The following is a 14313-nucleotide window of genomic DNA, read 5'->3' as shown; positions in this document are numbered from 1 at the left end:
GTTTCCCGGGAGGAAGATTATGGCTATGACTTATCACCTGGATGTGGTCAGCGCAGAGGAGCAGTTGTTCTCTGGTCTGGTACAGAAAATTCAGGTGTCAGGTAGCGAAGGTGAACTGGGGATTTTCCCTGGCCATGCGCCGCTGCTGACTGCCATTAAGCCTGGAATGATCCGTATCGTGAAACAGCACGGCGAAGAGGAGTTTATCTACCTCTCTGGCGGCGTGCTGGAAGTGCAACCGGGCAGCAGCACCGTTCTGGCCGATACCGCTATCCGCGGTACCGATCTGGATGAAGCACGCGCTCTGGAAGCAAAACGCAAAGCAGAAGACCATATGAACAGCAGCCACGGCGACGTGGACTATGCTCAGGCCTCTGCCGAGCTGGCGAAAGCCATTGCTAAACTGCGCGTGATCGAACTGACCAAAAAAGCGATGTAATCCAGCTTTATGCGTCATGAAATGCCAGCCCTCGGGCTGGCATTTTTTTTGTCTGCTGCGCCTGATCTGCCTGTCCGCCTAATTTCGGCCTGAGAAAAATGTAGTAATCTCAATCCCAAACCGTTTTACTTTCACCCGTAAAAATTCACTCAGGATAGTTATGTCTAACAGTGCGATGAGTGTGGTGATCCTTGCTGCTGGCAAGGGCACCCGTATGTATTCCGATCTGCCTAAAGTTCTGCATACGCTGGCAGGCAAACCCATGGTTCAGCATGTGATTGACGCGGCTAAAGGGCTGGGCGCACAGCAGGTCCATCTGGTTTATGGTCACGGCGGCGATCGCCTGAAGGCGACCCTCACTGACAGCTCGCTCAACTGGGTACTGCAGGCCGAGCAGCTCGGCACTGGCCATGCGATGCAGCAGGCAGCGCCTGCATTCGCGGATGATGAAGATATCATGATGCTTTACGGTGACGTGCCGCTCATCTCTCAGGCGACATTACAGCGGCTGCGCGAAGCCAAACCGCAGGGCGGCATTGGCTTACTTACCGTGGTACTGGACGACCCAACCGGTTATGGCCGCATTGTGCGTGAGAACGACACCATCACCGGCATTATCGAACAGAAAGATGCCAGTCCGGCGCAGCTCACCATTAAAGAGATCAACACCGGCATTCTGATCGCCAACGGCGGCGATTTAAAACGCTGGCTGGCGCAGCTCACCAACAATAATGCGCAGGGTGAGTATTACATCACCGATATTATCGCGCTGGCGCATCAGGAAGGTCGGGTGATCAACGCGGTTCATCCGGCACGCATCAGTGAAACCGATGGCGTCAATAACCGGCTGCAGCTGGCGACATTAGAGCGCACTTACCAGGCTGAACAGGCGGAAAAACTGCTGCTGGCTGGCGTGATGCTGCGCGATCCGGCCCGTTTTGACCTGCGCGGGACGCTGACGCACGGGCGGGATGTTGAAATTGACACCAACGTCATTATTGAAGGCCAGGTCACGCTGGGCGCACGCGTCAGAATCGGCGCGGGCTGCATTATCAAAAACAGCGTGATTGGCGATGACTGTGAAATCAGCCCCTATTCGGTGATCGAGGATGCGAATCTCGCCACTGCCTGCACCGTCGGACCTTTTGCCCGTCTGCGTCCTGGCAGCGAACTGGCCGATGCTGCCCACGTGGGCAACTTCGTCGAAATGAAGAAAGCGCGTCTGGGCAGAGGATCGAAAGCGGGGCACCTCTCCTATCTCGGTGATGCGGAGATTGGCGACAACGTAAATATCGGTGCAGGCACCATTACCTGCAACTACGACGGTGCGAACAAATTCAAAACCGTGATTGGCGATGATGTGTTTGTGGGCTCAGATACCCAGCTGGTGGCGCCGGTCAGCATCGCGGCAGGGACCACCATTGCGGCGGGCACGACCATCATGAAAGATGTGACCCAGGCCGGTCTGGTCTATAACCGTAAAGAGCAGAATCACAAAGCGGACTGGCAGCGTCCGGTGAAGAAAAAATAAATTTTAACGGCCCGCTTTAATGCGGGCCGATGCAGTGCAGTGCCAAAACTATAATCCCCACTCTCTACAAGGCTCGGGGAACCGGCAAAGCCGGATATCAGGTCGCATGACAACAGAAGTGGCGAAAAGCCATGTAGTCAGGAAAACATCATTATGTGTGGAATTGTTGGTGCAGTAGCGCAACGTGATATCGCAGAGATTCTGCTGGAAGGTCTGCGTCGTCTTGAATATCGCGGATATGATTCGGCCGGTCTGGCCGTGGTCGATCGTCAGGGGCACGTCACGCGCCTGCGGCGTTTAGGAAAAGTGCAGAAACTGGCGGAAGCCGCTGAGCAGCAACCGCTGATTGGTGGCACCGGCATCGCGCACACGCGCTGGGCAACCCATGGCGAGCCGTCGGAAGCGAACGCGCATCCGCACGTCTCAGAGCACATCATCATCGTGCACAACGGCATCATTGAAAATCATGAGCCATTGCGTGCTGAACTGATCGCGCGCGGTTATGTCTTTGCCTCTGAAACGGACACCGAAGTGGTGGCGCATCTGGTTCACTGGGAGCAGAAGCAGGGCGGTTCGCTGCGTGAAGTCGTACTGCGTGTGATTCCGCAGCTGCGCGGTGCCTATGGCATGGTGATCATGGACAGCCGCGATCCGTCACTGCTGGTGGCGGCCCGTTCCGGCAGCCCGCTGGTGATTGGTCGTGGCATGGGCGAAAACTTTATCGCCTCGGATCAGCTGGCCCTGCTGCCGGTGACCCGTCGGTTCATCTATCTGGAAGAGGGTGATATCGCCGAAATCAGCCGTCGCGATGTCACGGTGATCGACCGTGAAGGCAACACCGTGACCCGTGCCGAGATCGAGTCGAACCTGCAATATGATGCCGGTGACAAAGGCATTTACCGTCACTACATGCAGAAAGAGATCTACGAACAGCCCATGGCGCTGAAAAGCACCCTGAGCGGTCGGTTCAGCCAGGGTCAGGTTGATCTCAGCGAACTGGGCGCGGGCGCAGAAGCGCTGCTGAGCCAGGTTGAGCATATCCAGATTATCGCCTGCGGCACCTCGTACAACTCCGGCATGGTGTCACGCTACTGGTTTGAGTCGCTGGCAAACCTGCCCTGTGATGTCGAGATTGCCTCGGAATTCCGCTACCGCAAATCAGCGGTGCGCAAAAACAGCCTGCTGATCACCCTGTCGCAGTCGGGTGAAACGGCAGATACCCTGGCGGCGCTGCGTCTCTCTAAAGAGCTGGGCTACCTGGGCTCGCTGGCGGTCTGTAACGTGGCCGGTTCATCACTGGTGCGGGAATCTGACCTGGCGCTGATGACCAAAGCGGGCACCGAAATCGGCGTCGCCTCTACCAAAGCGTTCACCACCCAGTTAGCGGTGCTGCTGATGCTGGTGGCGAAACTGGGCCGTCTGAAAGGGATGTCTGCCGAGACTGAACATGAGATCGTTCATGCACTGCAGGCGTTGCCGAACCGGATTGAGCAGATGCTGGCGCAGGATAAGCTGATTGAGAATCTGGCGGAAGGCTTCTCTGACAAGCATCACGCGCTATTCCTGGGCCGTGGCGATCAATATCCGATTGCCATGGAAGGGGCGCTGAAGCTCAAGGAGATCTCCTACATTCATGCGGAAGCCTACGCCGCAGGCGAGCTGAAACATGGCCCGCTGGCGCTGATTGATGCGGACATGCCGGTGATCGTGGTGGCACCTAACAACGAACTGCTGGAGAAGCTCAAATCCAACATCGAAGAGGTACGCGCACGCGGTGGACTGCTCTATGTCTTTGCCGATCAGGATGCGGGCTTCAGCGACAGTGACGGCATGAAGATCATCCCGTTGCCGCATGTCGAAGAGGTCATTGCGCCCATCTTCTACACGGTGCCGCTACAGTTACTCTCCTATCACGTCGCCCTGATCAAAGGGACCGACGTCGATCAGCCACGTAACCTGGCAAAATCGGTTACTGTGGAATAACCGGGTGGGCCCCGTCGCGGGCCCACTTTGCTCTGGCCCTCTGTCATATAACTGTCATATTTCGTACATTTCACTGTCATCAAACTGTCCTATTTTCCCTCCTGCAGCAATCACAGATTCTTACTAAAACGGCCCCAAGCCTGACTTTTCTCCCCTGGAGGGAATATGACACTGATGCGTAGCACCGTAGCCCGAATCCTCGCCACCACCTTCGCCGTAAGCGCGGTATCTGCTTTTGCGGCAACCGATCTCACTGGCGCAGGCGGGACGTTCCCGGCGCCGGTTTATGCCAAGTGGGCAGCAGAATATCAAAAAGCCACCGGTAGCAAAGTTAACTACCAGGGTATTGGTTCATCTGGCGGCGTGAAACAGATCATCGCTAAAACCGTCGATTTCGGTGCGTCCGATGCGCCAATGAAAGATGAAGATCTGCAGAAAAATGGCCTGTTCCAGTTCCCTACCGTGATCGGTGGCGTAGTGCTGGCGGTTAACCTGCCGGGTATCAAGTCAGGTCAGCTGACGCTGGATGGCAAAACCGTCGGTGATATCTACCTCGGCACCATCAAAAAGTGGAACGACCCGGCGATTGCTAAACTTAACCCAGGCGTGAAACTGCCAGAGACCAACATCAACGTGGTACGTCGCGCTGACGGTTCAGGCACCTCGTTCGTGTTCACCAGCTATCTGGCGAAAGTGAACCCGGACTGGAACAGCAAAATTGGTAAAGGTAACACCGTTAACTGGCCGGTCGGTCTGGGTGGTAAAGGCAACGACGGCGTCGCCGCGTTTGTTCAGCGTCTGCCGGGTTCAATCGGCTACGTGGAGTACGCCTACGCCAAACAGAACAACCTGACCTACACCAAATTGATCGATGCCGATGGCAAAGCGGTCGCCCCAAGCGAAACCAGCTTCAGTAATGCCGCGAAAGGCGCTGACTGGAGCAAATCGTTCGCGCAGGATCTGACCTTCCAGAAGGGCGCTGATGCCTGGCCAATCTCGTCAACCACCTTTATTCTGATCTACAAAGATCAGGCTAATGCGGCCAAAGGCGCTGAAGTACTGAAATTCTTCGACTGGGCTTACAAAAGCGGCAGCAAAACCGCCACAGCGCTGGACTATGCTGCGCTGCCAGAGAGCGTGACTGAACAGATTCGCGCCGCCTGGAAAGCCAACATCAAAGACAGTTCTGGTAAAGCGCTTTATCAGTAATTGACCGACCCTGACCGGACAGCAGTCCGGTCAGACTCAACGGGCGGCGTCATGCCGTCCTGATAACTTCTGAAGACTGAGACTTCTATGGCTGCAACGAAGCCGGCATTCAAAGCCCCAGGCAAACAAGGTGACAGAATTTTTGGCGCGCTGGTCAGGCTGGCTGCGCTGATTGTCCTGTTACTGATGGGCGGCATTATTGTCTCCCTGATCATCTCCTCGTGGCCCAGCATCCAGAAGTTTGGTTTCGCCTTTTTGTGGACCAAAACCTGGGATGCGCCCAACGAACAATTTGGTGCACTGGTACCGATCTACGGCACCCTTGTGACCTCCATTATTGCCCTGATTATCGCAGTACCGGTGAGTTTTGGTATCGCGCTGTTCCTGACTGAACTCGCGCCAGGCTGGCTGCGTCGCCCGCTGGGCACCGCCATTGAGCTGCTGGCAGCCATTCCCAGTATTGTTTATGGCATGTGGGGTCTGTTTGTTTTCGCGCCGCTGTTTGCCGAATACTTCCAGACACCGGTCAATGACGTGATATCGGGCATTCCGATTGTCGGCGAGCTTTTCTCCGGCCCCGCTTTCGGTATCGGCATCCTCGCGGCGGGTGTGATTCTGGCGATCATGATCATCCCTTATATCGCCTCGGTGATGCGCGACGTCTTTGAGCAGACCCCGGTGATGATGAAAGAGTCAGCCTACGGCATCGGCTGCACCACCTGGGAAGTGATCTGGCGCATCGTACTGCCCTTTACCAAAAATGGCGTGATTGGCGGTGTGATGCTCGGACTGGGTCGTGCGCTGGGTGAAACCATGGCGGTGACTTTTATTATCGGCAACACCTACCAGCTCGACAGCCCGTCACTGTTTATGCCGGGTAACAGCATCACCTCGGCGCTGGCCAACGAGTTCGCTGAAGCGGAATCGGGCGTGCACGTCGCCGCGCTGATGGAGCTGGGACTGATCCTGTTTGTGATTACCTTTATCGTGCTGGCGATTTCAAAGCTGATGATTATGCGGCTGGCGAAAAGTGAAGGAGCGCGCTCATGACCACAATTGAAATTCAGGCGCGCGCCGAACTGGACGCATCACGCCGTAAAATGCAGTCCTGGCGCAGCACTAAAAATAAAATTGCGCTGACGCTGTCGCTGCTGACCATGGCTTTTGGCCTGTTCTGGCTGGTGTGGATCCTGTTCACCACCGTATCGCGCGGCGTGGATGGGCTCTCCTGGTCCCTGTTCACCGAATCAACGCCACCACCCAATACCGCGGGCGGCGGGCTGGCTAACGCCCTGGCAGGCAGCGGATTACTGATTTTCTGGTCTACCTTCTTCGGCACACCGCTGGGCATCATGGCGGGTATCTATCTGGCGGAATATGGGCGCAAGTCGCCACTGGCAGAAGTGATCCGCTTTATTAACGACATTCTGCTTTCGGCACCCTCGATTGTGGTCGGCCTGTTCGTCTACACCCTTGTGGTGTCGCAGATGCAGCACTTCTCCGGCTGGGCCGGGGTGATTGCGCTGGCGCTGCTGCAGGTGCCGATTGTGATTCGTACCACCGAAAACATGATGCGACTGGTGCCAGACAGTATGCGTGAAGCGGCTTACGCGCTGGGTACGCCCAAGTGGAAGATGATCGCGTCTATCACCCTGAAAGCGTCGGTCTCCGGCATCATCACGGGTGTGCTGCTGGCGATTGCGCGCATTGCAGGTGAAACGGCACCGCTGCTGTTCACGGCGCTCTCGAACCAGTTCTGGAGCACCGACATGATGCAGCCGCTGGCGAACCTGCCGGTCACCATCTTTAAGTTCGCCATGAGCCCGTTCGCCGAATGGCAGAGCCTGGCCTGGGCAGGTGTGCTGATTATCACCCTCTGCGTGCTGGTGCTGAACATCGTGGCGCGGGTGATTTTCGCCAAAGGTAAACACGGTTAATTTCCGGCGCGGCCCTGTGCGGCGCCGTATAAGAGAGATGAATTATGAGTATCGCGACAGCATCAGCCGATAAAATTCAGGTCCGTAATCTGAACTTCTATTACGGCAAATATCATGCGCTGAAGAACATCAATCTGGATATCGCTAAGAATCAGGTGACTGCGTTTATCGGGCCATCGGGCTGTGGTAAGTCGACCCTGCTGCGGACCTTCAACAAAATGTACTCGCTCTATCCGGATCAGCGGGCTGAAGGGGACATTCTGCTGGATGGCGAAAACATTCTGGCGACTCAGCAGGATATCGCGCTGCTGCGTGCCCGGGTCGGCATGGTGTTTCAGAAGCCTACGCCGTTCCCGATGTCGATCTATGACAACATCGCCTTTGGCGTTCGCCTGTTTGAAAAGCTGTCGCGTGCCGATATGGATGCGCGCGTGCAGTGGGCGCTGACCAAAGCCGCGCTGTGGAATGAAACCAAAGACAAGCTGCATCAGAGCGGTTACAGTCTCTCCGGCGGCCAGCAGCAGCGTCTGTGCATTGCCCGCGGTATCGCGATTCGCCCGGAAGTCTTGTTGCTGGATGAGCCCTGCTCTGCGCTTGATCCTATCTCTACTGGCCGTATTGAGGAGCTGATCACCGAGCTGAAACAGGATTACACCGTGGTGATCGTGACGCACAACATGCAACAGGCTGCACGCTGCTCTGACCATACGGCTTTCATGTATCTGGGCGAACTGATTGAGTTCAGCGATACCGACACGCTGTTCACTAAACCCGCCCAGAAGCAAACCGAAGATTATATAACTGGCCGCTACGGCTGATCTGACAGGAGATCGACATGGATAATCTTAATCTGAATAAGCACATCTCCGGTCAGTTCAATGCCGAGCTGGAGCATATCCGTACCCAGGTGATGATCATGGGCGGTATGGTCGAGCAGCAGCTGACCGATGCAATTACCGCTATGCATAATCTGGATGGCGAACTGGCGCAGCGGGTGATCGACGGTGACCAGAAGGTCAATATGATGGAAGTGGAGATTGATGAAGCCTGCGTGCGCATCATCGCCAAACGTCAGCCAACCGCGATCGATTTGCGACTGGTGATGGCGATCATCAAAGCCATTTCTGAGCTGGAACGGATTGGCGACGTGGCGGAGAAGATCAGCCGCACGGCGCTGGAGAAGTTTGGTCAGCAGCATTTGCCGCTGCTGGTCAGCCTTGAGTCGCTGGGTCGTCACACCGTACAGATGCTGCATGATGTGCTGGACGCTTTTGCACGCATGGATCTCAACGAAGCGATCACTATCTACCGTGAAGATAAAAAGGTGGATAAAGAGTACGAAGGCATTGTGCGTCAGCTGATGACCTACATGATGGAAGATCCGCGCACCATTCCCAGTGTGCTGACGGCGCTATTCTGTGCCCGCGCCATTGAGCGTATCGGCGATCGTTGCCAGAACATCTGCGAAATCATCTTCTATTTCGTCAAAGGTCAGGATTTCCGTCACGTTGGCGGCGACCGGCTCGATGAATTACTGTCGGGCGATGACGGCAGCAACAGACCTTCCTGATAAATCTTCTTCCTGCGCCTGATCGGCGCAGGGATAAGCCTTTTCAATTGGTCACATCCTGAACTCTCTCTATAATTGCGGCACTTTTCTTTATGAGGTGCGCAACGATGTCCCCTTCTCCCCAATCTAAGCCGGGCGTAACGCCGGGCAAAGCGATGCTGGCTGCGGTCAGCGGTTATGCCATGGATGGATTTGACCTGCTGATACTCGGCTTTATGCTGCCGGCTATCAGTGTTTCGCTGGCGCTCAACCCATCACAGGCGGGATCGCTGGTGACCTGGACGCTGATTGGCGCGGTTATCGGTGGCATCGTATTTGGTCATCTCAGCGACCGCTATGGCCGCATCCGCATGCTCACCGTCACGATTCTGGTCTTCTCGGTCTTTACCGGCCTGTGCGCGGTGGCGCAGGGCTACTGGGATCTGCTCGCCTGGCGAACGCTGGCGGGTGTCGGTCTGGGTGGCGAATTTGGTATCGGCATGGCGCTGATTGCCGAAGCCTGGCCTGTGGAGAAGCGTAATCGCGCATCAGCGTGGGTCGGTATAGGCTGGCAACTCGGGGTGCTGATGGCGGCCTTTATCACACCGCCGCTGCTGACTATCATCGGCTGGCGCGGCATGTTTCTGGTCGGCTTGTTGCCTGCGCTGGTCTCGTTTGCCATTCGTCGCGGCATGGGTGAACCGGAGGCGTATCAGCGGCAGGTTAAACATGTGCCGTCACTCTCTTTTCCGGCGCGCCTGAAACTGCTGGTGCGCGATCGCGCCACCGCCAAAGCCAGCCTGGGCATTTTTATCCTCTGTTCAGTACAGAACTTTGGTTACTACGGGCTGATGATCTGGATGCCGAGTTACCTCTCCTCCAGCTTTGGCTTCAGCCTGACGAAGTCGGGCCTCTGGACCGCGGTGACCGTGGTCGGGATGACCTTTGGCATCTGGCTGTTTGGTGTACTGGCCGACCGCTTCGCTCGCTGGAAAATCTTCCTGCTCTATCAGTTTGGCGCAGTAGTGATGGTGGTGGTGTATGCTCAGCTGCGCGACCCGAACATCATGTTATTGACCGGCGCGATCATGGGGATGTTTGTTAACGGCATGATTGGCGGTTATGGCGCGCTGATTTCCGATACCTTTCCGCCGCAGGTGCGTGCCACCGCGCAAAACGTCCTGTTCAACCTTGGTCGTGGTGTGGGCGGCTTCGGCCCGGTGGTAATTGGTCTGCTGGCGAGCCAGTTCTCGTTTACGGCGGCGATTACCCTGCTGGCGCTGATTTATCTGCTGGATATTGCGGCGACGCTGTTCCTGCTGCCGAAGAAACAGGGTCAGGAAGATACGCTGGGCGCGATCGGCTGATGCTGCCGTGATGGTATGGCTGGAGTAAGTATCATTCCGGCCATTCCGGGTCAGTAATATGGCTCACGATCACCTGTTCTGCCTTCATTACCCCCTGGCATTACATGGCAGGGGGATCCGTTAACAGGCGATTTAAATTCATAACAGGCAGAGCGTTCTCGCAGGTTTACTTCATCAGCGGCAGGAGCTGTTGATAAAGCGTCGCAAAGGTCTCCCGACGCGGCTGGTAGTGCGCTACCCGGGCCGGATCCGGCTGGTGTCGCTGCACCAGAACCGGGGTCGGCACGGTGACCTCTGCATCCAGCGCCTGCTGCGCCAGCCTGGCGGCCCCCAGCGCCGGGCCAACCTCCCCGCCATGGCAGTAATCCAGCGTCTGGCCGCTGATGTCTGCCAGCATCTGACGCCACAGTGCACTGCGTGCGCCGCCGCCGATCAACATAATGCTCTTTGGCTGAACGCCACAGTCGTGCAGCGCGTCCATGCCCTCCGCCAGCGCAAACCCTACGCCTTCCAGCACCGATCTCGCCAGCTCGGGACGGCCATGCTGGTGGGTAAAGCCAAAGAAAGCACCCCGGGCATTCGGGTTATTGTGCGGCGTGCGCTCACCGGAAAGATAGGGCAGAAACCACAGCCCGGGCACGTCATCGCGCGCGCGTTCAGCTTCAGCCAGCAGCTCAGGAACATCTCTGCAACCGGTCAGCGTCGCTGCCCAGTCCAGGCAGGAGGCTGCGCTGAGCATCACCGACATCAGATGCCAGCGCTGGGGTAACGCATGACAGAAGCTGTGTACCGCGCGCTGCGGATTGCTGAGATAGCCGTCGCTCACCACGAAGTAGACGCCCGACGTACCCAGCGACAGCATACCCTGGCCCGGTTCGGTCATGCCGACACCAATCGCACCCGCAGCATTGTCGCCACCGCCCGCCGCCAGCGGCACGGCGTTCATCCTCCAGCGTGTGGCCAGTTCGGCATGTAAGGTGCCGGTCAGGGCATTGCCCTCATAGAGTTGCGGCATCTGATCGCGGCTGAGGTCGCAGGCGCGCAGCATCGCATCGCTCCAGTCACGCAGCGCCACATCCAGCCACATCGTGCCTGCTGCATCTGACATATCAGTGGCGAAGTCGCCACTCAATCGCCAGCGCAGGTAATCTTTGGGCAACAGCACGTGAGCGATCTGATTGAATATTGCTGGTTCATGTTGCTGAACCCACAGCAGCTTGGGAGCCGTGAAGCCGGGCATCATCAGGTTGCCGGTGATCGCCCGCGAATCCGGCACCTTCTGTTCCAGCTCCCGGCACTGCGCCTCGCTGCGCCCATCATTCCAGAGCATGGCCGGTCGTAATACCTGATTTGCACTGTCGAGCAGCGTTGCGCCATGCATCTGTCCGCTCAGCCCGATGGCCTGCACCGCGCGCAGATCCTGCTGCGCGCTCAGCGCCTGCATGGCCAAATCCAGCGCCTGCCACCAGCTTTCGGGATCCTGCTCGCTCCACAATGGCTGCGGACGCGAAACCTGCAGCGGCGCTGTTTCCGTCGCCACCACGTTGCCTTGTGCATCCATCAGCACCACTTTGACGCCAGAGGTGCCTAAATCGATCCCGATAAACATGCTCTGCTCCTGAAGGGTTAGAAATCAAACAGGTAGTGATTCACCAGATTTTCCAGTTGCTCCTGACGTCCGCTCTGATGCTGCGGATTGAGCTGCTGCTGCTGAGCATGCGCCGCCAGCGCCTCCAGTGAAAACTCACCTTTCAAAATTTGCTGGCCGAACTCACCATTCCAGCCGCTGTAGCGCTGTGCCACACGCTTATCGAGTTCACCGTCGCTGATCATGCGAGCGGCGACTTTCAGCGCCAGCGCCATGGTATCCATCGCGCCAATATGACCGTAGAAGAGATCATATTTATCAGTGCTCTGACGACGCACTTTGGCATCAAAGTTTAAGCCGCCAGTGGTAAAGCCGCCCGCCTTGAGAATTTCGTACATCACCAGCGCATTCTCTTCCACGCTGACCGGGAACTGATCGGTATCCCAGCCGCACTGCGGATCGCCGCGGTTGGCATCCACTGAACCAAAAATGCCCAGCGCAATGGCCGTCGCAATTTCATGATGGAAAGAGTGACCCGCCAGCGTGGCGTGGTTCGCCTCAACGTTAACCTTGATCTCTTTCTCCAGTCCGAACTGTTTCAGGAAGCCATAAACCGTCGCGACATCATAGTCATACTGATGTTTGGTCGGCTCCTGCGGTTTCGGTTCGATCAGCAGCGTTCCCTGAAAGCCAATTTTGTGTTTGTGCTCGACCACCATCTGCATAAAGCGGCCAATCTGCTCGCGCTCCTGGCGCAGATCGGTATTCAGCAGAGTTTCGTACCCTTCGCGTCCGCCCCACAACACATAGTTTTCGCCGCCCAGGGTTTTGGTCGCCTGCATGGCGCTGCAGACCTGCGTCGCTGCCCAGGCAAAAACTTCAGGATCGGGATTGGTGGCAGCCCCGGCTCCGTAGCGTGGATGGGTAAAGCAGTTGGCTGTGCCCCACAGCAGTTTCACGCCGGTCTCCTGCTGTTTCTCCAGCAGTTTATCGGTCATGGCGGCAAAATTCTCTTTGTAGCTGTGCAGCGAATCGCCTTCTGGTGAGACATCAACGTCATGGAAGCAGTACCACGGCACATTCAGCTTGTGGAAAAACTCAAAGGCCACATCCGCTTTCAGTTTTGCCAGCTGCAGCGCATCTCCGCTTTTCTGCCACGGACGATCAAAAGCGCCGACACCAAACATATCCGCGCCATTCCAGCAGAAGGTGTGCCAGTAACAGGCGGCAAAGCGCAGATGCTCCGCCATGGTCTTGCCGAGGATCACCTCATCGGGATTGTAGTGGCGGAAAGCGAGAGGATGAGTCGACTGGGTGCCTTCATAACGAACCCGATCGATCTGATCGAAATAAGCGTGCATGGTTTGCTCCTTAGCATCAGTACCCGAATGGCCTGCGTTGAAGCAATATTTGATATTGGCTGCTGCCTCAGCTCAATTACGATATTTCACTACGGGTGTCAGATAATTATTATTTGTGCGCTGGCTCGCAAAATAATGTTATTTACGGGATGGTTTATCATTATCGCTCTCTTGTCCGAAAAAGATGAAACCTCGATCGCGCTCATAAAAAATGAAATAAACCAAAAAACGTAATAGCCGGATAAAAATCAGTAATTGCTGTAACAGGAAAATAAGGGCAACAATTCATCCGCCTGGTTTATAGGCCTGAAACGACAATAGCCTCAACCTACAGGATGATCACAATGAAGATGAAACATGCACTGCTCGCCGCCTGTGCGGCGCTGGCGCTGTTCAGCCAGACCAGCGTGGCAAAAGAAGTGAAGATCGGCATGGCGATTGACGATTTGCGACTCGAGCGCTGGCAGAAAGACCGCGATATTTTCGTAAAACAGGCTGAGACGCTGGGCGCGAAGGTGTTTGTTCAGTCAGCCAACGGCAACGAAGAGACACAGATGTCGCAGATTGAAAATATGATCAATCGCGGTGTCGATGTGCTGGTGATTATTCCCTACAACGGTCAGGTATTGAGTAATGTTGTCGCTGAAGCGAAACGGGAAGGCATTAAAGTGCTGGCGTATGACCGAATGATAAATAATGCCGATATCGACTTTTATATCTCTTTCGATAATGAAAAAGTGGGCGAACTGCAGGCCGAGAGCATTGTGAAACAGGTGCCTAAGGGCAACTATTTTTTAATGGGCGGATCGCCTGTGGATAATAACGCACGCCTGTTTCGTGCCGGACAGATGAAGGTGTTAAAACCCTATATTGATAACGGCAGCATTAAAATTGTTGGCGACCAGTGGGTCGATGCCTGGCTGCCGGAAAATGCCCTGAAAATTATGGAAAATGCCCTGACCGCCAACGGCAACCATATCGATGCGGTGGTGGCCTCTAACGATGCCACCGCAGGCGGCGCGATTCAGGCGCTGAGCGCGCAGGGGCTGGCAGGAAAAGTGGCGATCTCCGGTCAGGATGCCGATCTGGCAGCCATTAAGCGTATCAAAGCGGGCACCCAGACCATGACGGTTTACAAACCGATCACTGAGCTCGCCACCGAAGCGGCGAAAATTGCCGTCGAACTGGGCGAGGGCAAAACACCTGCCAGCAACAGCACGCTTAACAATGGTCTGAAAGAGGTTCCGTCACGGCTGCTGAAGCCGATTCCGGTCAACAAAGACAATATTGAAAGCACCGTGGTGAAAGACGGTTTCCACAAACAGAGCGAACTCTGACTGCGCATAGCG

General features: G+C 56.1%; 12 protein-coding genes. 10 read left to right on the top strand and 2 right to left on the bottom strand.

The window, feature by feature from the left end:
• The first annotated feature begins 19 nt into the window (after window positions 1–19).
• The 9 genes from OK412_RS17825 (at window position 20) to OK412_RS17785 (ending at window position 10015) form a co-directional block, all read left to right on the top strand.
• Window positions 20–439: a F0F1 ATP synthase subunit epsilon gene (locus OK412_RS17825; protein ID WP_010258871.1), complete on the top strand. Its 420-nt coding sequence runs from the start codon at window positions 20–22 to the stop codon at window positions 437–439.
• A 160-nt stretch (window positions 440–599) separates the two neighbouring features.
• On the top strand, window positions 600–1970 hold the full coding sequence (glmU, locus tag OK412_RS17820; protein WP_010258872.1) for a bifunctional UDP-N-acetylglucosamine diphosphorylase/glucosamine-1-phosphate N-acetyltransferase GlmU: 1371 nt from the start codon (window positions 600–602) through the stop codon (window positions 1968–1970).
• Window positions 1971–2123: 153 nt separating this feature from the next.
• Window positions 2124–3953 (top strand): glutamine--fructose-6-phosphate transaminase (isomerizing), encoded by a 1830-nt coding sequence (gene glmS, locus OK412_RS17815; protein ID WP_010672188.1) that lies wholly within the window; start codon window positions 2124–2126, stop codon window positions 3951–3953.
• Window positions 3954–4118: 165 nt separating this feature from the next.
• The gene (gene pstS / locus OK412_RS17810; RefSeq protein WP_010258875.1) at window positions 4119–5162 is read left to right on the top strand and encodes a phosphate ABC transporter substrate-binding protein PstS; all 1044 of its coding nucleotides are present in this window, start codon (window positions 4119–4121) and stop codon (window positions 5160–5162) included.
• Between the two features lie 87 nt (window positions 5163–5249).
• Window positions 5250–6212 carry a phosphate ABC transporter permease PstC gene (pstC, locus tag OK412_RS17805; protein ID WP_010258877.1) on the top strand — a complete coding sequence of 321 codons (963 nt, stop codon included), beginning with the start codon at window positions 5250–5252 and terminating at the stop codon, window positions 6210–6212.
• The gene (gene pstA, locus OK412_RS17800) at window positions 6209–7099 is read left to right on the top strand and encodes a phosphate ABC transporter permease PstA (RefSeq protein ID WP_010258878.1); all 891 of its coding nucleotides are present in this window, start codon (window positions 6209–6211) and stop codon (window positions 7097–7099) included. The genes pstC and pstA overlap by 4 nt, the downstream gene beginning before the upstream one ends.
• A gap of 44 nt (window positions 7100–7143) precedes the next feature.
• The gene (gene pstB, locus OK412_RS17795) at window positions 7144–7917 is read left to right on the top strand and encodes a phosphate ABC transporter ATP-binding protein PstB (RefSeq protein ID WP_010258879.1); all 774 of its coding nucleotides are present in this window, start codon (window positions 7144–7146) and stop codon (window positions 7915–7917) included.
• A gap of 17 nt (window positions 7918–7934) precedes the next feature.
• The gene (gene phoU, locus OK412_RS17790) at window positions 7935–8669 is read left to right on the top strand and encodes a phosphate signaling complex protein PhoU (RefSeq protein WP_010258881.1); all 735 of its coding nucleotides are present in this window, start codon (window positions 7935–7937) and stop codon (window positions 8667–8669) included.
• 107 nt (window positions 8670–8776) lie between these two features.
• Window positions 8777–10015, top strand: coding sequence for an MFS transporter (locus tag OK412_RS17785; protein ID WP_264353402.1), 1239 nt, complete (start codon window positions 8777–8779; stop codon window positions 10013–10015).
• A 166-nt stretch (window positions 10016–10181) separates the two neighbouring features.
• Here the strand turns inward: OK412_RS17785 and xylB are convergent, their stop codons facing one another.
• Both xylB and xylA read right to left on the bottom strand, forming a co-directional pair.
• Window positions 10182–11624, bottom strand: a complete 1443-nt coding sequence (xylB, locus tag OK412_RS17780; protein WP_264353401.1) for a xylulokinase — start codon at window positions 11622–11624, stop codon at window positions 10182–10184.
• A gap of 17 nt (window positions 11625–11641) precedes the next feature.
• Window positions 11642–12964, bottom strand: coding sequence for a xylose isomerase (gene xylA / locus OK412_RS17775; protein ID WP_010258886.1), 1323 nt, complete (start codon window positions 12962–12964; stop codon window positions 11642–11644).
• A 344-nt stretch (window positions 12965–13308) separates the two neighbouring features.
• Between xylA and xylF the strand changes: the two genes are divergently transcribed.
• Window positions 13309–14301 carry a D-xylose ABC transporter substrate-binding protein gene (gene xylF, locus OK412_RS17770; protein ID WP_010258888.1) on the top strand — a complete coding sequence of 331 codons (993 nt, stop codon included), beginning with the start codon at window positions 13309–13311 and terminating at the stop codon, window positions 14299–14301.
• Window positions 14302–14313: the final 12 nt, after the last annotated feature.

The organism is Pantoea sp. JV6 (assembly GCF_025910055.1).
GTDB lineage: Bacteria > Pseudomonadota > Gammaproteobacteria > Enterobacterales > Enterobacteriaceae > Pantoea > Pantoea agglomerans.
This window is presented reverse-complemented; position numbering and strand designations above follow the sequence as displayed.